The following is a 21,999-nucleotide window of genomic DNA, read 5'->3' as shown; positions in this document are numbered from 1 at the left end:
TATAATTGTAGACTTTTCTTTATTTGAAAACTAGAGATTTTTGCTTCCTTAAATTTAGCAGGCTTATAGAGTATCTTTAACATTAGAATTTCAAAATCTTCCATATACATCATCTAACCTCACTATATCATTATCAGATAAATGCTCTCCTATCTGAAATTCAACTATTTCAAGTGGAGAGCTTATGCTTCTATTTTCAATCCTATGGGAAACTTCCCTTGGGATTTCTATCATATGGTCTTTTGCTATAGCATATTCTTTGTCTTCTAAACTAACATACCCAACTCCTGATAGCACTATATGGTATTCATCTCTATAGTGATGGAATTGCTTAGAAGTGCAGCTTAATGGATTTATAAAAAGATATTTTATAAGAAAATTTTCGCTCATTAAAATTATACTACAAAATCCCCATGGTTTAACTTCTTTCCTTATCACCTTTACTTTCTTAACTTTATGAATAAATGAAATTAGACTTTTGTTTGGTTGCTTACAAGCTCCACCCAATAAATTTTTATTACTTTTTGTCGTTGAAACTGGTTCTTTTTCTCTAATCACATGCTGAAATGACACCGGTTCTTTACTAAACTTCTCACTCAATTCTAAAACTGAATTCCAAGTTCCAACATCCAACCAATCGAAATTAGCTTCTATCATTGCAACGTTTTTTGCTTTCTCCATCACCAAGTAATCAATGGATATGCCTTCAATTCCTGCAAAATCTCGTTGTTTTAAATACAGAAATCTCTCTTGCGGTGTGAAATATTTAAAACATAAATTGTAAAGATTCGGGGCAGATTTTTTAATCTCATCTATGTAGCGTTTTGCTTTAAACACAAATATTCCAGAGTTCCAATAATGATCGTTACTTAACTTACGCTCGGGCTTTTCTGTAAAATCTTTCACTATATGACATTTTTCTTTCTGATCATATACTGCATTTATATAGCCGTATTCAGAATTGAATTCATGAGGCTTAACCCCAAAAGTGACTATAGAGTTAGTTTCAGAGGCTAACTTAGACGCTTTTTGAGTAGAAGCATAAAAACTATTCAAATCACCTATAAAATGGTCTGAAGGCAGAATTAACATTGTCTCGTTTTCATTGCAGAGAAGTGCAGCAATTAATATTGCCGCTGCTGTTCCAATTTTCACTGGTTCGAAAATCACTTTATATTCTTGCAGTGCATGCAATTCCTCCATCACTAATGACTCGTACTGTATATTTGTAGCAATTATGGGCGGCATATAATCGCTTTTTAGCCTCAACAAAGTGTTGTGAAACATAGTGTTCTGACTAAATATTTTCTGAAATTGCTTTGGCTTAGATAAAGGCCAAAGTCTGCTACCACTACCACCACACAATATTACAGGGCGCATTTAGTTAAGATATTAATTAAATAATTAATATCTTATACTGAGGGCAAAATACATGCAAGTTTTTGTTGTGGAATAGTTAATAAAGAAAGTAAATGTTGATTTAAAGTAATTGCTAATGAGAGTGATCATGTGTAGCGCCTTGCCCTTGCTGTGAATTTCTTCTATTTTGTAATTCCTCAACATGACCTTTTCTTTTATCACTTAATATTTCATTACCCTTATTTTGTTCTTCCTCAGGACTCTTTAGTATTTCATTACTCTTGCTAACTTCTTTATCATCCCCTTGTTTCTTTGGCCTTCTAGCGTTAAGCTCATCCCATGTGCCCACTAGTGAATCACGATTCCCATGATCCGGCTTTAGCCTTTCTTCACCTTTAATAACATTAAAGTCACTTTTTGCTTCTTCCAAACATCCTTTCAGTTGGTGTTTCCACATGGTGTAGTAAGCATCACCATATTTTTTCTCATTTGCTACAAACAATAAAATTGGAGCCTTAAGTATGGTAGCTCCCATATCCACTAAATTTTTTACTGCCGCTGCAGGAGTGAATAAAAGATAACCAAAAGACTTTGCAATTGGGTTTTGTTTGCTTATTAAATGCTCCCCTAACTTTATAGGAAGAGAAGTCAACAATTTAGTACAAACTTTAGCCAAGCTTGTAGCAAAAACGATAGGAACAGATATAAGACTTTTATCTAGCTCTAAATTACCATTCTGATCTCTAATTTCTGAAAAATGGGTGCTTAGCTTTTTGTAATCACTAGTGTATAATAATTCTCCATTTCTTCCTTTTTCATCAACAACTTCCTGAACTTTACCTTCTTTATTTTTTACCTCTTTAGTTAGCACAGAAGAGTTAGTTAATTCAAACGGATATTGAGGATCTTTAGTTTTTTCAGCTTCAAAAATTGGCACGTGTTTTTTCAAATCCATTCTCGAAAAGCCTAATGGCTCAAAATATGACTTATGCAACTCATTTATCGGAATTTGCTTACCCTGATTGTCTATATAATTGATAGTAAAATAAGATCTATCATTATCTTTATCTTTGGTAACTAAAGATAATCTGAAACTTGGTTGTTCTCCATTCTCATCTTTTTGACCATACAAAAGTTTATAGGTTGGATTTTTATCTTTATCTAGTATAGCATTTCCATGCATATCCCTGTTTTCTATGATTTTAGCAGACTGTACAATTTGATCATAATTTTTTGGATACTGGCATTTCCTTCCATCATACATCATTACCTTTCTAAGGTCTTCGACGTAAACTTGAGATTCAGGTGAAGTAAGCAGACCTTTTGCTTTAAGTGTAAGATCTATTGCTCCCTTTTTTAATGCTTCAAACATATTGTCAAACCAAAATCGCTATAATGCTATAGTTCAATAATAAAACTAGTACACTAATAATATATTAACACAGCACCGGTGATTTTACAAGAAAATATGCCTGTAGAAGATAAAGATTGTAAAAGCGAGGGTTATATAAGTAATGCTTGATAAGTACTTTATGCATGTAATTGTAAAAATCCTCAAAGGTACGCTGTGTATATAATCTTCGCATACTACCTGCATTCCAAGAACTGCGTGCCAAAAAATGCAAAACAACAATACAACAAAAAATAAAAGCTCTAGAGGGTGATTAATAAATTTTTCACTAAAAGACAAAGAGCTATCAGTATAAAATGTGCAAGAAAATGAATAGATAAACCAAGGAAACAGGAACAGTAAAATTACCGCAGAAACACGCTGAACCCACCAATGATGTACTGAATTTCCAGACTGACTCATATAAACATAAATAAAAAAGCCATAGTAGAAAGAAGTAGCGTTACTGTCAGCAGTATAGCACTCCTTGAAACGCCAGTAATTTCTAAATTAAGCCCAGCATCCCACAATAAATGACGAATACCATTAAGAAAATGATATACAAAACTTATAAAATATAAGACATAAGCTAATTTAGCAACAGGAGTGAATAATAATGCATTTAAGTACCTTACTATAAGTAACTCAGGAAAGTAAACATGTAATATGAAATACCAAGAAAGTATCATTAATAAAAGGAATAGCAAGATACCAGTCAATCTATGCATAATAGAGAAAAAACTAGTAACTTGTACTTTATATATTTGTAAATGTGGAGAAAGAGGTCTATCACTCATAAAATCCGTTATCGGGAAATTAAAATAAAGTAGAAGTAAAGACAGCAGTATAGCACATAACAACACCATCATTAAAAATGGTAAATTATGTGCAAAGCCTAAGGAGGTAATCCAGCTGCAGATTCCCCTACTGCTACCTTGTTACGACTTCACCCCAGTCACCGATCCCACTTTAAATAACTCCCTCCTTGCGGTTAGGTCGTTAGCTTCGAGTGAAACCAATTCCCATGGCGTGACGGGCAGTGTGTACAAGACCCGAGAACGTATTCACCGTGGCGTGCTGATCCACGATTACTAGCGATTCCAACTTCATGCACTCGAGTTGCAGAGTACAATCCGAACTGAGATGGCTTTTAAGGGATTAGCTTAGCCTCGCGACTTTGCAGCCCATTGTAGCCACCATTGTAGCACGTGTGTAGCCCACTCCATAAGGGCCATGATGACTTGACATCATCCCCACCTTCCTCCAGTTTATCACTGGCAGTTTCCTTAAAGTCCCCAGCATTACCTGATGGTAACTAAGGATGAGGGTTGCGCTCGTTGCGGGACTTAACCCAACATCTCACGACACGAGCTGACGACAGCCATGCAACACCTGTGTGAAACCCGGCCGAACCGACCCTATCCCTTCGAATAGGTATAATTTCCATGTCAAGGAGTGGTAAGGTTTTTCGCGTTGCATCGAATTAAACCACATGCTCCACCGCTTGTGCGGGTCCCCGTCAATTCCTTTGAGTTTTAATCTTGCGACCGTAGTCCCCAGGCGGAATGTTTAACGCGTTAGCTGTAATACAGAAAGTAAAACTTCCCATATTTAACATTCATCGTTTACAGCGTGGACTACCAGGGTATCTAATCCTGTTTGCTCCCCACGCCTTCGCGCCTCAGCGTCAGATTTGAACCAGATAGACGCCTTCGCCACTGGTGTTCCTCCTAATATTTACGAATTTCACCTCTACACTAGGAATTCCTCTATCCTCTTTCAATCTCTAGATTAGCAGTTTTAAAAGCAATTCCAAGGTTGAGCCTTGGGATTTCACTTTTAACTTACTAATCCGCCTACGCGCCCTTTACGCCCAATAATTCCGAATAACGCTAGCCCTCTCCGTATTACCGCGGCTGCTGGCACGGAGTTAGCCAGGACTTCTTCTGTGAGTACCGTCATTATCTTCCTCACTAAAAGAGCTTTACAACCCAAAGGCCTTCTTCACTCATGCGGCATGGCTGGATCAGGCTTTCGCCCATTGTCCAATATTCCCCACTGCTGCCTCCCGTAGGAGTCTGGACCGTATCTCAGTTCCAGTGTGGCTGATCATCCTCTCAGATCAGCTATAGATCATTGCCTTGGTAGGCTATTACTCCACCAACTAGCTAATCTAATATAGGCTCATCTAATAGCAATAAATTTTTCCCCCGTAGGGCGTATACGGTATTAGTTGCCGTTTCCAACAATTATTCCGTACTACTAGGTAGATTCCTATACATTACTCACCCGTCTGCCACTAAGTTATACCATAGCAAGCTACAATATAACTCCGTTCGACTTGCATGTGTTAGGCCTGCCGCCAGCGTTCATTCTGAGCCAGGATCAAACTCTCAAATTTAGACTTCAACCTATAAAAGGTTGAGGGTACATCGGATAAATCCGACAAAAAATAATTTAGCTTAATACTGCTGTCTTTATTTCTACTTTAGAAATATTTTAATCTCCAACTATTCAAACAACTTTAAGAATATTATTATGTGATATAATCACTATGTCAATATGTTTTTGCAAATCAAAAGCATTAATGTATAAATATATAACTATTTGGAATATTACCATGAAAAAATACATCTTTCTGCTTGCACTCGCGCCAATGTTAGTTGGCATCACATTATACTTATTGCGCAACATTGATAACACAAAACAATCTATAACTGCAGGTGACAAGTTTTACGAAGTATTATTCTTAAAAAAAGATAATAAGCCGCTGCTAGAAGAAATAGATTCAAATTGGGAGTATTTAGCAAATTTTGAACGCGCATTCAATCATATCTCAGATTCAATGCCAACAGACACAGCATCTATTTATAATGATTTGGCAGATGATAAAGATGCTCCTGGTGTTTTGCGTGAGTTAGCACAATATTTAGAAGTAATGAGCTTACTTCACTCCAACGGTGAAAAAATAAATAAAGACAAAATTGATAATTTAGAATCAAGCACAGTGTATCCTTATTCAAGCCAAGAAGCTATTGCTGTAGTAAAGATACACAATAACGACGTTAAGGGTGCAACTGAAATATTGCGTTCCCTATTAAATGATAGAAAATGCCCTATCCTAATCAAAGCTAATGCACAAGAATTACTCAGGATATATGGGAGTTAACTCATTGGACTTTTTGCATAGCTTTTGGCAGCGCATCGGATGAAACGAAAAAACTTACTTGACACCCTTCGCCAGCCCCCTTATCATGATAGTGAAGCTATTGTATTTGCTTTCGCCAATCTGCAGATTAAAAGGTAAGGATTACTTAATGTATCGGCGTCTTATGTTCAATTTTTTGCAGTATATAGATACTGTATGTCTTTACAAAACTTCATCTACATCTAGATTTTTATCTAAATAAGCTGAACGCGCTTATAAAGCGTTACAAGACATCAAAAAATGCCAATACTCGACAGAGATAGTAAAAGACTAGCTAACTCGGGGATTCTTTGTCTTTTTTTCTGCTTAGTAAACTTCTTAAACATTTGCAGCGTAAGTTAGTTGCAATTAAAAGCAGCTTAATCTTGCTTGTCAAGCGTTTAAAACATAAAAAACGCCAATATTTTAAAGCGGATAATAACCCCAGGGTTTCTTTTGCCTTTTTTTTCATTTGGTAAATTTTTTAAATATTTATGGCTAAAGATTGCACGAATGTTGCAATTACAAAAACGATTTCTACTAGGGTATCACGCACTGGGATGACACCATTCTTTTTCCTGGATCCAAGTAGTCAGGGCACTGGGATGACAGCTACCCTGACAATCGTCACCCCGCTGCTTGTTAGCGGATACCGCGGCGGTATGACGTAGAAGTTATACTTTTATGCTTACCAACTTAATAAAATTCCTGGATTCCAGTGTCAGCTACTTTCATGACACCAACAGTTGATATTGGTTTGTTGCTTTGCTAGCCAACTACTAGCTATGCCTCAAGTTTCCTATTCAAAATTTTCAATATCAAATCCAATTCATTTGGATTATCATACCGTATCATAACTTTACCCTTAGAATTGTTGTCATTAATTTTGATCTTTAAACCAAGTTGAGAAGATATAGCGCCTTCTATTACTGTCATATCTTGATTTCTAGTATATCTCTGCTCTTTTTGATTGTTGTTTTGATGTAGGTCCTTTATCAGTTTTTCAGTTTGTCTAACGCTTAAGCCCTGAGAAACTATTTTTTCTGCAATACTTTCCGCATTTTCAACATTAATCAACGCTCTTGCATGACCCATAGACAATTTTTTCTCATTGATCATTGTTTTCACCCTATCAGGGAGCAACAACATCCGAATCATATTGGTTATGTGGCTGCGGCTTTTGCCTATAGCTGAAGCTAATTCCTCATGTGTATAGAAAAACTCATCTATCAGTTTTCTGTAAGCTTCACCTTCCTCTATTGGATTAATATCTTGCCTTTGTATGTTTTCAATAATGGATACTTCCAAGCATTCCTTGTCGCTCAGATCTTTTATGATAACCGGTGCACTATCAAGATTTGCAATCTTGCTTGCTCGCCAACGACGTTCTCCAGCTATTATTTCATAACCATCATCATTTGAATCTTTGCGTACCACGATAGGCTGTATAATGCCACTTTTCTTTATCGAATTTGCAAGTTCTCTTAATGACTCCTCGTCAAAATGTTTCCTCGGTTGAAATTTGCTTGGGTGCAGTAATGAAATAGGCAAATGCCCTTGTCGATCTTCTTTATTATCATAATTATCGCCTATGAGGCCGGCAAGACCTCTGCCGAGGCGTCTATCATCCTTCATACTACGCCCTCGCTTACTAGTTTCTTCTCCTTACAACTGCTCGCGTGCTTTTTTAAAATTTCCCTTGCCAAACTTATATATGCTTGTGCACCAGGACACTTAAGATCATACACAATAGCGGGTTTTCCATGAGAAGGCGCTTCTGATAACCGTACGTTACGTGGAATAACAGTCTCATACAATGGGATGATAGTTTTGTATACTTTATCATTTAAATACTGGCAAATATCGTTTTTAATCTGTTCACTGAGTTTGTTGCGCCTGTCATACATTGTTAACACTATCCCTTCTATTGCCAAAAAAGGGTTTAGGTTATTTCTTTTTATCAGCTCTACAGTTTTAACTAAATGGCTTAATCCCTCCAAAGCAAAAAATTCACACTGAAGAGGGACAATAATAGAATTAGCAGCAGTCAAAGCATTTATGGTTAGAAGCCCAAGTGATGGAGGGCAATCGATGATTATATACTCATAATTATCGCGTATCTTCTCTAATGCGCTTTTTAGCACAAATTTTCCTCGCTCAAGTTGCGATAATTCAATTTCTGCAGCTGATAAATCAACTACTGACGAAATTAGTGATAAATTTGGAATTTCCTTTATATTGAAAATTGCCGATTCTATCAATTTATTTTCGCTGCTTAGTAGTATTTTGTATATATTTTTTTCTTCCCTACTACGATAAGAAATCCCGAGCCCGGTGCTAGCATTTCCTTGAGGATCAAGATCTACCAATAAAGTGCTTTTTCCCACAGCAGCAAAGGCTGTCGATAAATTTATACTAGTTGTGGTTTTGCCAACTCCACCCTTTTGATTTACTATTGCAATAATCTTGCTCACGCCTTTTATCTTATGTATAAAATAATTCTATTGTATATATGCAAGAAACTTTTGCATTAGAAAATTTTTTTGTTGTTAACCACACTAAAATTAGACTGTCTTTTTTGCTTTGTGTAACACACTTTGAACCTTGTTTCCTAATTCATTCAGAGTGAATGGTTTTGGCAAAAAGTGAAAATCTTCTATATTGATGTCATCACTCTTTAAAAAAGCATCTTCTGCATACCCAGAAATAAAAATAACGTTGATATTTGGCCTATGGATCAATGCTTCTTTAACTATTTCTGGGCCGCTCACCTCTGGCATGATTACATCAGTGATTATAAGATCTATGTGTTGACTTTTTTTACTGATTATTTCTAGCGCCTCGCTGCCTATGCTTGCTTCTATTACATCAAATCCTTTCCTTTTTAGTGCTTTAGCAATGAATTCCCTTACTGAATCTTCATCTTCAATCAATAAAATTATACCATTACCTTTAATTTCACTTACTACCGGTCTTTCTATTTCTTCACTATCTTCCTCTCTCAGATTTTCATCTGATATGTAAACCATGGGCAAAAATATGCTAAATTTAGTTCCATGATTTACTTTGCTAGCAACATAGATGTATCCTTCAGTTTGTTTAATAATGCCATATACAGTAGAGAGGCCAAGACCTGTACCAGAGGTAATATCTTTGGTAGAAAAAAATGGGTCAAATACCTTTCCAATTGTATCACTTGTCATTCCACATCCAGTATCAATTACTTCAATCACAACATAATTTCCATGTTCGATCGTTTCCTTGTCTGGAGAAAACATATCCTGAGGTGTAGAATTTAATGAGTCAATCTTTTGATTAAAGGTTCGTATAGTTAATTCTCCGCCCTTTTCCATAGCAGCACTAGCATTGACTGCTAAGTTAAGTATAACTTGCTCTAATTGCCCTTGATCAGCCCTAACAGCACCCAAGTCTCTACCATAATAAATATTAAATTTTATATTTTCACCTATTAATCTTTTTATCATTTCATAAAGATTAGCTATAGTATTATTTACATCAATAATTTTTGGCTGCAAGGTCTGTCTTCTTGAGAAAGCAAGCAATTGTCTTACTAAATTTGATCCACGCTTTGCATTTTGCTGTATCTGTATTATATCTCCAAAAGATGGGTCACCAGCTGAGTGTTGGAGTAAAAGCAAATCGCAAAATCCTATTATCCCAGTCAATATATTGTTGAAATCATGCGCAATACCACCTGCTAACTGCCCTATAGCTTGCATCTTTTGATAATGCTCAAGCTTTATCTCTAGGTTTTTGTGTTCAGTATTGTCAATAAAATAACAAAGTATGAAGATCATTTTATTATGAAGAAACTTATTGAAATATATTTTTATGTTATTACCGCCGTTGAGCTGTACATCAAAAGACGCATTATTTATTCTATTACTCGAAAAATATTCACGTATTTTCACATGATAACTATCCAATATCAACGTAAAGATTGAATTATTATCTGACCCTGCAAGCTTTATTAGTGCCGTATTTTTCTTTACAAAGTTGCCGTTTATGTCACATTGTGCAATAGCAATTGATGAATTTGCAAAACAAGGGTGTAATTGATAATCAACAATATTTGATTCGGTTGGTGTTATAAAGCCATATATATAGCTATGGTTGTATTTATCACAAAATATAGCAGTGCTCATATAAGCCTTGAATGGAATACCACTTATAGTAAAAAACAAAATTTCATTATCGGTTGTTGTATTGTTATATTTAGATTGAGATATAAAATCACTGATTGAGCTACCTTTTTCCAGTTTTTTTAGTTCAAATATGTCTAAAAATCTTTTATTTACAGATAAAATCACCCCTTTGGCATTTGCAATGTAAGTTCCTATGCTGTGTTTTTCTATTAACTCTTCATATATCTGCTCCTTGTTTATCTGTGTTGCTTTTAATACAAAATACCCATCTGGCCTTGCTATTGGCACTAATGATAAATTTAAAATCTTATTACTATTTATAGCAATTTGGGGATTATCTGGTATCGGCTCAAAGAGCAAAAGAAAGTTAGATACTCTATTCTTCTTGTTTAAGGAAATGCATACCTGTACAGAAGAGTTATTTTTTAGTGCATGATAGAGTACTTTTTTGTCTGCTTCTGAAACATCTCCTATTTCAAGAATCTTGTCTAACGTAATGTCATCATCTATATGATCTTTAAACCTTTCGTAGAACCTTGCATCAGCATAAATAATACCTTCATCTTTATGTAAAATAAGGCAAAATTCTGTATTATGATTTAGTGCATTTGCAAATATTGCATTTTGAAATTCTATAGTATTAAGTAGGTATCTGTAGCGTTTTACATTATAAATCATAAAGAGAGTTGTTAGAATGCTAACTAATAAATTAATCTCTATATTAATATGCTGACTATATATATCAAAAAAGTAGAGTATCGATATTGCTACTGGAGGTAAGAGCATAATAACTGCCATCACAACAATTGACATTCCATAATTTCTTAGTATGAAGTCAACCCTGTTCTCTTTTTTGTTATCTATGTATCTTTTATTCATTATTGTTACTTGGCATTGTTGTACATACGAAAATGTTCTATTATATTGATTTAATTATTATAGATTTATTAACGTCTTTGATAGATAATTATCATCCAAATCTAATTAAGTTCCTTAAATATCAGATATAACAATGTTAATAAGCTAGCAAGAGGATATTATGGAAAAACAAAAAACACAAGCATTTAAATGGTTCTGTGCACTAAGAGATAAGATCATAGAATCTTTCTTATTAATTGAAAAACAATCATCCGCAGAGCCAAAGATCGAAAAGAGAAAGTGGGATCGCCCAGGTGGTGGAGGTGGTGAATCTACAATTATTTTTGGTAATGTTTTTGAAAAAGTTGGAGTAAACGTTTCAAAAGTACACGGAAAATTTGCAGATTCAGCCATTAATGAAATTCCTGGTGCAAGTGAAAGTAACGGAGAGTTCTGGGCAAGCGGTATATCTTTAGTGTCTCATATGCAATCGCCCCTTATCCCTGCAGCACATATGAACACAAGGCTGATATATACTTCAAAACAATGGTTTGGTGGAGGAATGGATTTTACGCCAATATATAGAAATGAAGAAGATTGCAAGTATATTCATGAATCAATCAAAATGACATGTGATAGATTTGACACCGGATATTATCCAAAATTTAAAGAGCAATGTGACAATTATTTTTTCTTACAACACAGAAAAGAGCCACGTGGCATTGGTGGTATTTTCTATGATAATCTGAGTTCTGGTAATTGGGAAAATGATTTTGAGTTCACAAAAGCAGTAGGTGAAGCCTTTTTGGAAATTTATTCGCACGTCATACGTAAACATATGCAAAAATCTTGGACAAAAGAACAACGAGAAAATCAATTAATAAAACGTGGCAGATATGTAGAATTCAATCTGTTATACGATCGTGGCACAAGGTTTGGTTTAATGACTGACGGCAATCCAGATGCAATTATGATGTCAATGCCACCACTTGTTAAGTGGTTATAGAGAGCTGCTATTAGTAGAAAATAAATCATCATAGTTTAAAATTGTACCATGGTAGTGAGCTTTTATATAGGGGGTATAATCATGGGCATAATAGATAATTTTTTAATTAAATCTGTCAAAAACAATGACATAAAAGGTGTTAAACTGACTCTAATTCTCTATGATGCATTAAATAGTTTTAGAAAATTCTTTTCAAAGACTATGTCTCTCAAGAATACCATACGCGTCAAGTTAAGAGATTGTGAGCAAATTTAGAGAGGTTAAAGTGGATACTCTAGCCCTTCTACGTTTGTCTTTTAATGAAAATCGCGACCAAGTTATAGTGAGTTTTTTAAGAAATGCTTTTAAACTATTAATTTTGGTTAATACTAAAAATAACTCTCTAACCCGCCTTTTTAGCTCAATAAATGCCTTTGTTAAGCTAAGTTCTGTATTCTTTTTCACTTCTGTGCAACCAACTATGCCGTGAAATATAAGAATTGCGCACAATTTAGCATATAGTTCACATAATACTCTGCATGGCTTTCCTTTTAGCTTATCAAGCCTGATATGGCTTTTATACAATTTAAATAATAACTCAATTTGCCACCTTACTCTGTAAATCGTTAATACTTGCTCAGCACTAATTTTATTTTCTGGAACATTAGTTATAAATATTGACCAGTTCAACAATTTTTGATTTCTTTTAGAGGATGTATATCCCTGCGATCTTGCTAATCTATTAGCTTTCCTTCTTCTGGCCATAGACTGTTCTTCAGTTAGTTTCTGACATATAATTCTTACTCTAATTTTTGCTTCTTTTCCTAACAATACCTCGTTTTCTAAAAATAACTTATCCTCTAAACATTCTAATAACTCCATTTTTTGATTTGTTTCTACATCATATATGTTGGTATCGGATTTATAACGACTTATGAAATAAGCTCCTATTTCATTGATTTGTTTAAAAGAACTTGGCACAAAATAACCGAGATCAGATATTAGCAAATCATTGCTTAATATATTACTTAAATGTTTCCTATATCCCTGGTCTGATCTTACCCCCTCCGTTAAATTAAGTTGGTCTATTATCTGATTCATGTAGTCGAAAACTAATTGTAACTTTATTCCAGACTTAGTATTGCTTTCATAGCCACTGTAGCTAGTACCATAACCTTTATACATCTCTTCCATACTGTTAGGTAGAGTAATATAGCTACTGTCCAATAATTTAACACTATTAAATTGCTGTAAGATTTTGCAATCAACTTGCAAGATATTTTTAAAGAGAATCACAGATTCATTATACATCCTTTTCATAAATTCCACTGCTTCTTCAGTAAATCTAAAATCCAAACCTTGTTTTGTTATATCTATCGAGTCCTCGTTTAGTAATTGACACATTGTTTCTACGCTACAATTATCAACTCCTATATTACCCAAGACCATGGCTTTTACGAATGATGAACCTTTTAGCTTTCTCTTTCTTTTTATAAACCTTGTTGTAATTGAGATTTTCTCTGCTTTTTCATTAAAAAATTCTTTGAGCTTTTTTGATAAGCAAGTTATTTTATTCATTGGTTCTCTCACTAAAAGTATATCTGGGAGAACTTATACCTTATTATTCTATCTCTTTCATACCTTTATTTCCTTAACTTGACGCGTATGGCAGTTTCAACAAGCAGCATGAGCAACTTTAGCGTCTGCACCACCTGGACAAAAGTGGGCAATAAATTCTATTTACTCGATGTATATCGCGCAAAGCTTGAGTATCCAAAGCTTAAAGAGCAAGTTCTGTCACTAGCTGCAAGATGGACACCGCACGCAATTTTAATCGAAGCAAAAACAAGTGGTCAGCAATTGGTGCAAGAGCTAAAGACAAACAGTGATTTACCAATTATCGAAATAGTACCACATGATGACAAACTCACTCGATTTTATCAAATTGTTCCGATTATAGAGTCTGGCAAGGTTTTTCTGCCGCACCAAGCAGTATGGCTGAACGATTTTGAGTATGAGATTTTAATGTTTCCTGAAACTCGACACGATGATCAAGTGGATAGTACCGTGCAATATTTGCAGTGGGTGAGAGATAGTAGCTCTAGGGTCGCAGCTTTACGGGCATTGTGATTTAAGCCTACCAGATCCAAGTAGTCAGCTACTTGCATGACACCCTGACAACCGTCATCCCGCTACGTGTTAGCGGGATCTAGAGATACCGCGAATGAATCGCGGTATGACGTAGAAGGATGATATCATCCCAGTGCTTGACACTGGGATCCAGTTTTCCATATAATCTCATCGAAAATGTTGTAACCACTTTCTATGCTAGTTTGCTTGCTCACAAGCAAACTTTCCTGGATCCAAGTAGTCAAGGCACTGGGATGACAGGAGAAGGAGGCTACTTTCATGACACCATTCTTTTTTCTGGATCCAAGTAGTCAAGGCACTGGGATGACACCCTTTTGGATGGAAAGCTACTTGCATGACATCATCATAAAGTAAACCAGTGTCAGCTACTCGGATGACACCCTCTTGGATGGAGACCAGTGTCAGCTACTTTCATGACAAGAAGAGGGTACTGGAATGACAAAGTGGAGGGTCTGCTTCTGTCATCCTATGATAGCTAAAAAGACCTGGATTCCAGCGTCACGCGCTGGAATGACATTGTAGGGTGTTATCCGAGTCCTTTTTTTCGTCATCCGAGGACCGTATGACGTCATCCAAGTAGCGTGACTACTTGGATCTAGCGCTGAATTACCAATCCGCAGAAATTGGAACATCTGCTTCGCCTGGAATCTCAAATCGCGGTTGTGACATTACTTCCCTTACAGCATTTTGAAATCCTGTATCACTAGCATTGACATTCATTGCAACGCTTGTTTTGAAATTGTCATTGCTTGTGAGTCTAGTAAATATTGCATCCTCTGATGGAGTTAGCCCTCTACTGTTTAAGAACTGTTTTGCTGTTTGTTCAGTTCCAACATTATACTCTGCTTTATCTGTGCTAGCTATGGCGTCCCCCAATTTATCCACTAAAATTGATTTGTCGCCGTCTTGTGCAGGAAGTATAGCTTCCGCGAAAGCTTTCTTGTTTGCTGCATCTGTAAGGTTAGAAGCATCGATTTTAGCAAACGTAGTATCTGTAACAGTTTTAGTATAAACTTCATCAGCTGGAGCAGCTTTAATATATACCTTATTTGTAAAATCAGAAGAAGCAGTTATAGCATCCACGACCTCTTTTTCTGCAGCTTTTGTTTTAAGCTCTGTAGCTTTAACAACTTTATCAGTGAGTTTGTCTAACATAGCATTTACACCAGCATCAGTTACGTTGTCACCAGCAACATTAACTTTGGTAGTGAGATCAGAAACTTTAGCAACTTTCTCGTTTGCTGAGAGCTTATCTAACATAGCTTTCACACCAGCTTCAGTTGCATTATCACCAAGAACGTTAACTTTAGTAATGAGATCTGGAACTTTAACAACTTTATCAGTGAGTTTGCCTAACATAGCATTTACACCAGCTTCCTCTACATTAGAACCATCAATTTTAGCAACTACGTTAGCTCCAGTAAGTTTGCTTAACATAGTAGTTACACCAGGATCAGTTGCATTGGAACCATTGACTTTAGCAACTACGTTATCTCCAGTAAGTCTGTCTAGCATAGCATTTACGCCATCTTCAGTTGCATTGTCACCGTTAGCTTTAACAACTTGGTTATTTCCTTTAAGTGTGCCTAGCATAGCAGTTACACCAGCTTCAGTTGCATTGTCACCGTTAGCTTTAACAACTTGGTTATTTCCTCTAAGTGTGCCTAGCATAGCAGTTACACCAGCTTCAGTTGCATTGGAACCATCAGTTTTAACAAATGCAGTATTTGCAGCAGTTTTAGTATAAACACCACTATTACCAACACCTGCTGCGAGCTTTTCTACTAAAGCATTTATAAAAGCACCGTCGTCTATGAGCTCTTGTTCTGTCTTAGCATTCAATTGATCACCTAACGCCATATCACACTCTCCGTTAATTATAAAAACCATAGCATGCATGAAAAAAGTATAATTTTCGTTAATGCTAGATTTTACATAAGTTTTTTTTGAGGTTTGTCGTTTCAGAATTCTTCTCTTGCTATCCCAGTCCCCTCTCCTGTCATCCGAGTAGCTGACACTGGGATCCAGTTTTCCATATAATCTCATCGAAAATGTTGTAACCACTTTCTATACTAGTTTGCTTGCTCACAAGCAAACTTTCCTGGATCCCAGTGGGCTTTGTTGCATAGCAGCAGAAAAATTAGTGATTACTGACAAAATTCATTATAAATAGCGATTTAACTGTTGAAGAAAAAATATGCCACAAAAAATGAGGGTCAGTAACCATAGCGAATATAACAAATTTCTAGAAAAAAGAGGAAATATTTTTCATTATATCAACGAAGCCATAGAAAAGTGGTACGAGAATGGTCCAAAAATACCAGGTGGCAACAATATTTATAGCGATAAAGTTGTAATTTTGGTGCACATAATAACTTGTTTATTTAGAATAGGCCTGAGGCAAACAGTTGGGTTTATAGCAGGATACCTTGAGCAAATTGGGAAAAATTTGCAAGTTATCAGCTATTCACAATCATCAAGAAGGTTTAAGAAACTCAATATTAAGATCAATGATTGCAGAAAATAATATGGAAGATATCGAAATTGCTATAGACAGTACAGGAATTAGTATATACAACAACACTCCTGGTCATAGCAAAGAAAATAGCGAAGATAGAAAGTATCGCAGCTATGAACAGACAAGAAAATTGCATGTAATGTTGAATACAAACAGCAAAAAAGCCATAGCTGTAAAATACAGTAACGGCTGATCACTATGGAGCTTGTGATTTGCTAAAAGAAGTTGATTTTCAGCATGCCATAAAAGTACTATATGCAGATAGGGCATATGACAGAGAAAAGCTCTATAAGCTGTGTAATCAATATGGTATAAAAACGAAAATTCCTCCGAAAAACAACGCAGCAGAGCATCCAAAGTTAGACTATATGGCTGAGAGAAATTCTGCAGTCAAGCTCATAAAGTCATATGATGAAGATGGTATAAAGAAGTGGAAAAAAGAGATGAGTTATGGAAAAAGATCTTATATAGAAAGTTTTTTCTCGCGACTGAAACAAACATTCGGGTTTAGTTTTAGGAATAAATCTGAGACAAATAGAGAGAAGGAACTACTTGTTAAATGCTATTTGCTCAATAAGTTCACTGATATTGGTATGGCTAAATTTGAGATAGCTTCATAAATTTATTGTGCGTTACCTACTATCCGAAGAGCGATGCAACAAAGCCATCCCAGTGTCAAGCACTGGGATGACACCCTCCTTGGCAAACAATGTTCGTACAGCTATGTGCGTGACGCTGGCGCTGGAATCTAGAAAAAAATAGATCCAAGTAGTCAAGCTACTTGGATGATACTGACTGCTAATTTTTTATGCAAGAGGTCCAATCATTCACCGTTCTTGCAAGTGATAGCACTCTCACTTCTTTTGCACCGGAGTTTAAAATTTCCTGAGAGCAAGATCTTACAGTTGCTCCGGTTGTTACCCTTACTATTACCCACAAATATAAATGTTTGTTGCATAGCTCTTAATGGCATAACTTTTGCTTGAAATAACTGTTTATATGGTGCAATTTACAGCTTTTAGTTGCTAAAATTATAACTCTTAGTTTAATAATTTTAATCTAATAAGCTTTCAGGTTAATAAAATTAAATTATTTGAGTAAATACAATACTATGTTTTTATTTGTGGGTAATAGTAAGGTTGTTACCACATCATCAACTAATATCACGATTTTATTTTCGATAATTTTCTTGTTGCTTGTTTTAAAAGCCTTCTTTAAATTTTTTTCACGCTGTTTAAGTGAAAGACCAGCTTGAGGCGCAGTATGGCGAAGGCGTTTTATTGCAAATGGCGTATAGGATAAATTGGACAACTTACTCAATTCTTTTGCAAGCAGTGCTGCTTGATTATATTTACGTTTAAACAAGCGCATTTTATGTAACGGTATAGGAATTATGATCTCTGCGTTCTGAAATGTATCCTGATTAGCTTGGTGTATCCACTTTGCATAGATTTTTACGTAATTCAAATTATCAAAAAATTTGAAATTTATAATCATGTTTCTACTATGTTGATCATAAGCAAAAACTGATCTTAATACTTTAAACGGTGGAGGATTGATGATGCACTTACCACACGTATAAATATTGTCTGAGATTACTACGCCACAAACATTGCAGTAATGCTTAGTTAGAAAATTGATTTTTTTGTTGCATTCACTACACAGATTAAGATTTTCATCAATGATACATTCGCAACTTACGCATACGCTTGGAAATATGAGATTTGTAGCTTTTTTTAGTAAGAGAAGGTTCACAACTCATTAAATATATTATAAAATAATTTATATAGTATAGCTAAAGTAACTTAAGCTTACACTCTTTCACTTTTTATTCCATTTCAATATAGTTCATGCTGCTGAAAAGCAGAACTTATAACTCAGTTTGTGGTATACCATTGACTGAAGTAGTCTTTGAATTATCCTTAGATAAAAATTGATGTTTTTCTGGCTTCTGTACTTCACTCAACTTACTTTGCACTTTGTCACAAGCCCACACAAGTGGCGTTATGATTGACGCGGCAGCCCAAATGATAGCAGCGCAAGCATAACTTACAATCTTGTTAAATACTCTAGCTACTGCATTAGCACAATCTTGCCCCATTTCTAAAAATATGTTTGAATAATTAACGAATGATTTTGTATCTGTTTTAAAACAATAGTCCCCTGTTATTTTTGACAATAACTTGACTGGAAAGTATGACAAACATGCCACTATCAAAAATAAAGGTTGCAATATTATGTTGGCTGCTAAAACAGCACCCAGTGTACACAATGAATACACTCCCTCTGCTCTGTGGCCCACGTATTCACATTTATCATTATCTTGATAATACTTGTTATAATTGTCTTTACTCTCAACTCCACAAATTACATCTTTTACAGGTCCTAGCACATTATCAACGTAACGTACAGATTTATAGAAACTATTTTCTGGAACTAGTGTGTTATCTTCTGCTTTCTTAGCAGGTACAACTCCATATTCAACGTACCTTCTAAAGTATCGATATACTGACATTCTTATCTCCAAATCATAAATATGCAACCTAGCCTAATATAATTAAGAAATAGTTTATAATAAATACGTTTTAAGATACCTGCCTGTAACACTTTCTGGAATTTTTACCACTTCTTCTGGAGTTCCAGTAGCAATCACTTCTCCGCCTTTTATTCCGCCCTCTGGTCCGATGTCTATTATATAATCTGCAGTTTTTATAACGTGCAAATTGTGCTCGATAACTATAACAGTGTTTCCCAGATCGACTAATCTATGGAGTATTTTTAGTAAGTTATTTATATCTTCAAAGTGTAATCCAGTTGTTGGCTCATCAAGAATATACAATGTTCTTCCGGTAAATCGTTTTGATAGCTCCTTGGACAGCTTTATTCGTTGTGCTTCACCCCCAGACAACGTTGTTGACGACTGTCCGAGTTTTATATAGCCAAGCCCCACTTCCTGCAAAGAAATCAACTTTTCTTTTACCATTGGAAGGTTTTCAAAAAAATCACAAGCTTGATCTATCGTCATATCAAGGACATCAGAGATTGATTTTTCTTTATAAGTAACTTCCAATGTTTCCCGATTATACCTTCGCCCTTTACATTGCTCACACTTCACATAAACGTCCGGTAGAAAATGCATCTCTATCTTTAAGTGCCCATCACCTTTACAAGCCTCACACCTTCCCCCTCTGGTATTAAATGAAAACCGGCCTATATTATATCCCCTTGCTTTTGACTCCGAAAGACCTGCAAACCAATTTCTTATATGAGTGAACATACCAACATATGTTGCTGGATTTGACGCAGGAGTTCTACCAATTGGCGACTGATCAACTTCTATAACTTTATCTATATATTCAAGGCCTTCTATTCTATCACACTGACCATACCTTGCAGACGAATGATGTATCTTATGTGCTGAATATTTATATAACGTTTCTATGACTAAACTTGATTTTCCCCCTCCTGATATTCCAGTAACACAAATAAGATTCCCTATAGGAAATTTAACGTTCACATTTTTTAAGTTATTTTCACATGCATTTATTACTTTTATGAACTGAGTTGCTTGCTTTCTTCTCCTTGGAATTAAAATTTTTTTCTCTCCACTCAAATATTGCCCTGTTATGCTCCCCGAATTTCTTTGCACCTGGTCTGGTGTTCCTTCTGCAACAACTTTTCCACCATTTACGCCAGCTCCAGGACCAATATCAATCGCATAATCAGCAGCCATTATTGTATCTTCATCATGCTCAACAACGATTACAGTGTTACCCATGTCTCTTAAGTTTTTTAGTGTGGCAATTAACCGATCATTATCACATTGATGAAGGCCTATCGAGGGTTCATCAAGCACGTACAGCACTCCTGTTAAACCAGAGCCAATTTGTGAAGCAAGTCTGATCCTCTGACTCTCACCGCCAGAGAGAGTGCTAGATTCTCGATCAAGCGTTAGGTAATTCAACCCTACATTCTTTAAAAATGCTAGCCTCTTGATTATTTCATTTAATATTTTACTTGAGATTTGCTTCTGTTGTTCTGTGAGCTTGTCTGGCAAATTTTCAAACCATTTAAGGGATTCATCGATGCTGAGCCCTGATATTTCACCTATATGTTTGCTATCAATTTTTACTGTAAGCGCTTCTTTTCTCAATCTATAGCCAGTGCATTCTCTGCAGTGAGTAACAGAGCAATATCGCTCAACAAGCGTTTCATCATAATCCATCTGGTTTTCTAAGATACTGACCAAACCTTGAAATTTACCGAAGCCAAAGAGTATCATATCTTTTACTTCTTGATCTATGTTCTTCCACGGAACATCAAGGCTAAATTTACAATTTTCAGCCAGTGATAGAATTGCACTTTTTAAAAATCCATAACCTGTGTGCACTTGACGGAACATTGATCCCACTGGCTTTAAAGCGCCTTCAGATATTGAAAGAGTTTCATCTGGCACTATCAGCTTCACATCAATAGCCAGCTTTTTACCAAGCCCATTACACGAACCACATGCACCGTAAGGGCTGTTAAAAGAAAATAATCTTGGTTCTATTTCCTCAAGAGTGAAACCAGACTCGGGGCATGCAAAATTCTCTGAAAAAGTCAGAATTTGACCATTTTTATACTCGGAATTATGGTTGTCAGGTAGGTTTACTATTTCTACATACATTAGACCATTACCAAGTTTTAGTGCGGATTCTATACTACTTGGCAGTCGATTTCCTATATCGCCCAATATTGATATTCTATCTGCAACCACAAAAATGTCGTGTTTCTTGTTCTTATCGAGTTTAGGCAAGTCATCTACATTGTACACTTCACCATCTATTTTGAACCTTACGTAACCTTGTCTTTTAATTTCCAATATCTCTTTAAGATGTTCTCCCTTTCTACCACGCACAACAGGGGCAAGTATATATATCTTAGTTTCTAAAGGTAACGCAATTATAGTATCTACAATTTGAGACACCGTTTGTTTTGTTATTGGTAATCCAGTTGCAGGTGAATAAGGAACTCCTATTCGTGCATATACTAAGCGCAAGTAATCGTAAATTTCGGTAACAGTTCCAACTGTTGACCTTGGATTTTTTGAGATCGATTTCTGGTTGATAGATATTGCAGGAGAGAGACCTGTAATCGACTCAACATCTGGTTTATCCTGAATGTTGAGAAATTGACGCGCGTAAGCTGACAGGCTTTCAACGTACCGGCGTTGGCCTTCTGCATAAATCGTATCAAATGCAAGGCTAGACTTGCCAGAACCACTTAGCCCAGTTATAACAACTAGCTTATTTTTCGGTATATTGACGTCTACACCTTGCAGATTATGTTCCCTTGCGCCCTTAACTCTGATAAAATCGTCCATATTATACCATATAGCGTATT

General features: G+C 35.7%; 18 protein-coding genes, 1 rRNA gene and 3 pseudogenes. 7 read left to right on the top strand and 15 right to left on the bottom strand.

From position 1 onward, the window contains the following. Window positions 1-90 precede the first annotated feature (90 nt). The 5 genes from OM961_RS06625 to OM961_RS06605 form a co-directional block, all read right to left on the bottom strand. Window positions 91-1,380, bottom strand: a complete 1,290-nt coding sequence (locus OM961_RS06625) for a sugar phosphate nucleotidyltransferase (protein ID WP_006280310.1) — start codon at window positions 1,378-1,380, stop codon at window positions 91-93. Window positions 1,381-1,492: 112 nt separating this feature from the next. Further along, window positions 1,493-2,731: a hypothetical protein gene (locus tag OM961_RS06620; RefSeq protein WP_264339673.1), complete on the bottom strand. Its 1,239-nt coding sequence runs from the start codon at window positions 2,729-2,731 to the stop codon at window positions 1,493-1,495. An 84-nt stretch (window positions 2,732-2,815) separates the two neighbouring features. Next, window positions 2,816-3,172 carry a succinate dehydrogenase, hydrophobic membrane anchor protein gene (sdhD, locus tag OM961_RS06615; RefSeq protein ID WP_010963113.1) on the bottom strand — a complete coding sequence of 119 codons (357 nt, stop codon included), beginning with the start codon at window positions 3,170-3,172 and terminating at the stop codon, window positions 2,816-2,818. Then, on the bottom strand, window positions 3,169-3,546 hold the full coding sequence (gene sdhC, locus OM961_RS06610; RefSeq protein WP_264339672.1) for a succinate dehydrogenase, cytochrome b556 subunit: 378 nt from the start codon (window positions 3,544-3,546) through the stop codon (window positions 3,169-3,171). Before sdhC ends, sdhD begins: the two co-directional genes overlap by 4 nt. A 99-nt stretch (window positions 3,547-3,645) precedes the next feature. Next, window positions 3,646-5,150, bottom strand: a 16S ribosomal RNA gene (locus OM961_RS06605). A 153-nt stretch (window positions 5,151-5,303) separates the two neighbouring features. On the opposite strand from OM961_RS06605, the gene OM961_RS06600 reads away from it, so the two are divergent. Together OM961_RS06600 and OM961_RS06595 are read left to right on the top strand one after the other, a co-directional pair. After that, complete coding sequence (locus OM961_RS06600) at window positions 5,304-5,918, top strand: hypothetical protein (RefSeq protein WP_264339671.1); 615 nt, start codon at window positions 5,304-5,306, stop codon at window positions 5,916-5,918. Between the two features lie 512 nt (window positions 5,919-6,430). Further along, complete coding sequence (locus OM961_RS06595) at window positions 6,431-6,607, top strand: hypothetical protein (protein ID WP_179943664.1); 177 nt, start codon at window positions 6,431-6,433, stop codon at window positions 6,605-6,607. 112 nt (window positions 6,608-6,719) lie between these two features. On the opposite strand, the gene OM961_RS06590 is transcribed toward OM961_RS06595, so the two are convergent. The 3 genes from OM961_RS06590 to OM961_RS06580 form a co-directional block, all read right to left on the bottom strand. Beyond that, entirely contained in the window at window positions 6,720-7,571 is an 852-nt protein-coding gene (locus OM961_RS06590; protein WP_264339670.1) for a ParB/RepB/Spo0J family partition protein, read from the bottom strand. Continuing rightward, window positions 7,568-8,410 carry a ParA family protein gene (locus OM961_RS06585; protein ID WP_006280226.1) on the bottom strand — a complete coding sequence of 281 codons (843 nt, stop codon included), beginning with the start codon at window positions 8,408-8,410 and terminating at the stop codon, window positions 7,568-7,570. Before OM961_RS06585 ends, OM961_RS06590 begins: the two co-directional genes overlap by 4 nt. A 90-nt stretch (window positions 8,411-8,500) precedes the next feature. Next, window positions 8,501-10,981, bottom strand: coding sequence for a response regulator (locus OM961_RS06580; RefSeq protein ID WP_264339669.1), 2,481 nt, complete (start codon window positions 10,979-10,981; stop codon window positions 8,501-8,503). A 160-nt stretch (window positions 10,982-11,141) separates the two neighbouring features. Here OM961_RS06580 and hemF point away from each other — a divergent pair, with 160 nt between their 5' ends. Together hemF and OM961_RS06570 are read left to right on the top strand one after the other, a co-directional pair. Further along, complete coding sequence (gene hemF / locus OM961_RS06575; RefSeq protein WP_155969192.1) at window positions 11,142-11,966, top strand: oxygen-dependent coproporphyrinogen oxidase; 825 nt, start codon at window positions 11,142-11,144, stop codon at window positions 11,964-11,966. A gap of 81 nt (window positions 11,967-12,047) precedes the next feature. Next, the gene (locus OM961_RS06570) at window positions 12,048-12,221 is read left to right on the top strand and encodes a hypothetical protein (protein ID WP_264339667.1); all 174 of its coding nucleotides are present in this window, start codon (window positions 12,048-12,050) and stop codon (window positions 12,219-12,221) included. Here the strand turns inward: OM961_RS06570 and OM961_RS06565 are convergent. Then, window positions 12,198-13,523: an IS4 family transposase gene (locus tag OM961_RS06565; RefSeq protein WP_264339118.1), complete on the bottom strand. Its 1,326-nt coding sequence runs from the start codon at window positions 13,521-13,523 to the stop codon at window positions 12,198-12,200. The genes OM961_RS06570 and OM961_RS06565 overlap by 24 nt on opposite strands. A gap of 90 nt (window positions 13,524-13,613) precedes the next feature. Between OM961_RS06565 and terL the strand changes: the two are divergent. Then, window positions 13,614-14,075 (top strand): annotated as a pseudogene (gene terL / locus OM961_RS06560) (phage terminase large subunit); the annotation flags it as partial. A 198-nt stretch (window positions 14,076-14,273) separates the two neighbouring features. Here terL and OM961_RS06555 read toward each other — a convergent pair. Together OM961_RS06555 and OM961_RS07460 are read right to left on the bottom strand one after the other, a co-directional pair. Then, complete coding sequence (locus tag OM961_RS06555; RefSeq protein WP_237357361.1) at window positions 14,274-14,432, bottom strand: hypothetical protein; 159 nt, start codon at window positions 14,430-14,432, stop codon at window positions 14,274-14,276. Between the two features lie 270 nt (window positions 14,433-14,702). Then, on the bottom strand, window positions 14,703-15,956 hold the full coding sequence (locus OM961_RS07460; RefSeq protein ID WP_458694292.1) for a leucine-rich repeat domain-containing protein: 1,254 nt from the start codon (window positions 15,954-15,956) through the stop codon (window positions 14,703-14,705). A 337-nt stretch (window positions 15,957-16,293) separates the two neighbouring features. Between OM961_RS07460 and OM961_RS07745 the strand changes: the two are divergent. Both OM961_RS07745 and OM961_RS06530 read left to right on the top strand, forming a co-directional pair. Beyond that, a pseudogene (locus OM961_RS07745) lies at window positions 16,294-17,234 on the top strand (IS5 family transposase). A 7-nt stretch (window positions 17,235-17,241) separates the two neighbouring features. Further along, the gene (locus OM961_RS06530; RefSeq protein WP_256437791.1) at window positions 17,242-17,376 is read left to right on the top strand and encodes a hypothetical protein; all 135 of its coding nucleotides are present in this window, start codon (window positions 17,242-17,244) and stop codon (window positions 17,374-17,376) included. A gap of 36 nt (window positions 17,377-17,412) precedes the next feature. On the opposite strand, the gene OM961_RS06525 is transcribed toward OM961_RS06530, so the two are convergent. The 4 genes and pseudogenes from OM961_RS06525 to uvrA form a co-directional block, all read right to left on the bottom strand. Further along, the gene (locus OM961_RS06525; protein ID WP_264339663.1) at window positions 17,413-17,553 is read right to left on the bottom strand and encodes a hypothetical protein; all 141 of its coding nucleotides are present in this window, start codon (window positions 17,551-17,553) and stop codon (window positions 17,413-17,415) included. A 198-nt stretch (window positions 17,554-17,751) separates the two neighbouring features. Beyond that, window positions 17,752-18,369, bottom strand: a pseudogene (locus OM961_RS07335) (ComF family protein); the annotation flags it as partial. A 115-nt stretch (window positions 18,370-18,484) separates the two neighbouring features. Further along, entirely contained in the window at window positions 18,485-19,129 is a 645-nt protein-coding gene (locus OM961_RS06510; protein WP_174515954.1) for a hypothetical protein, read from the bottom strand. A 54-nt stretch (window positions 19,130-19,183) separates the two neighbouring features. Continuing rightward, window positions 19,184-21,979, bottom strand: a complete 2,796-nt coding sequence (uvrA, locus tag OM961_RS06505) for an excinuclease ABC subunit UvrA (protein ID WP_155969437.1) — start codon at window positions 21,977-21,979, stop codon at window positions 19,184-19,186. Between the last annotated feature and the right edge of the window lie 20 nt (window positions 21,980-21,999).

The organism is Wolbachia endosymbiont (group A) of Cydia splendana (genome assembly GCF_947179475.1).
GTDB lineage: Bacteria > Pseudomonadota > Alphaproteobacteria > Rickettsiales > Anaplasmataceae > Wolbachia > Wolbachia pipientis.
This window is presented reverse-complemented; position numbering and strand designations above follow the sequence as displayed.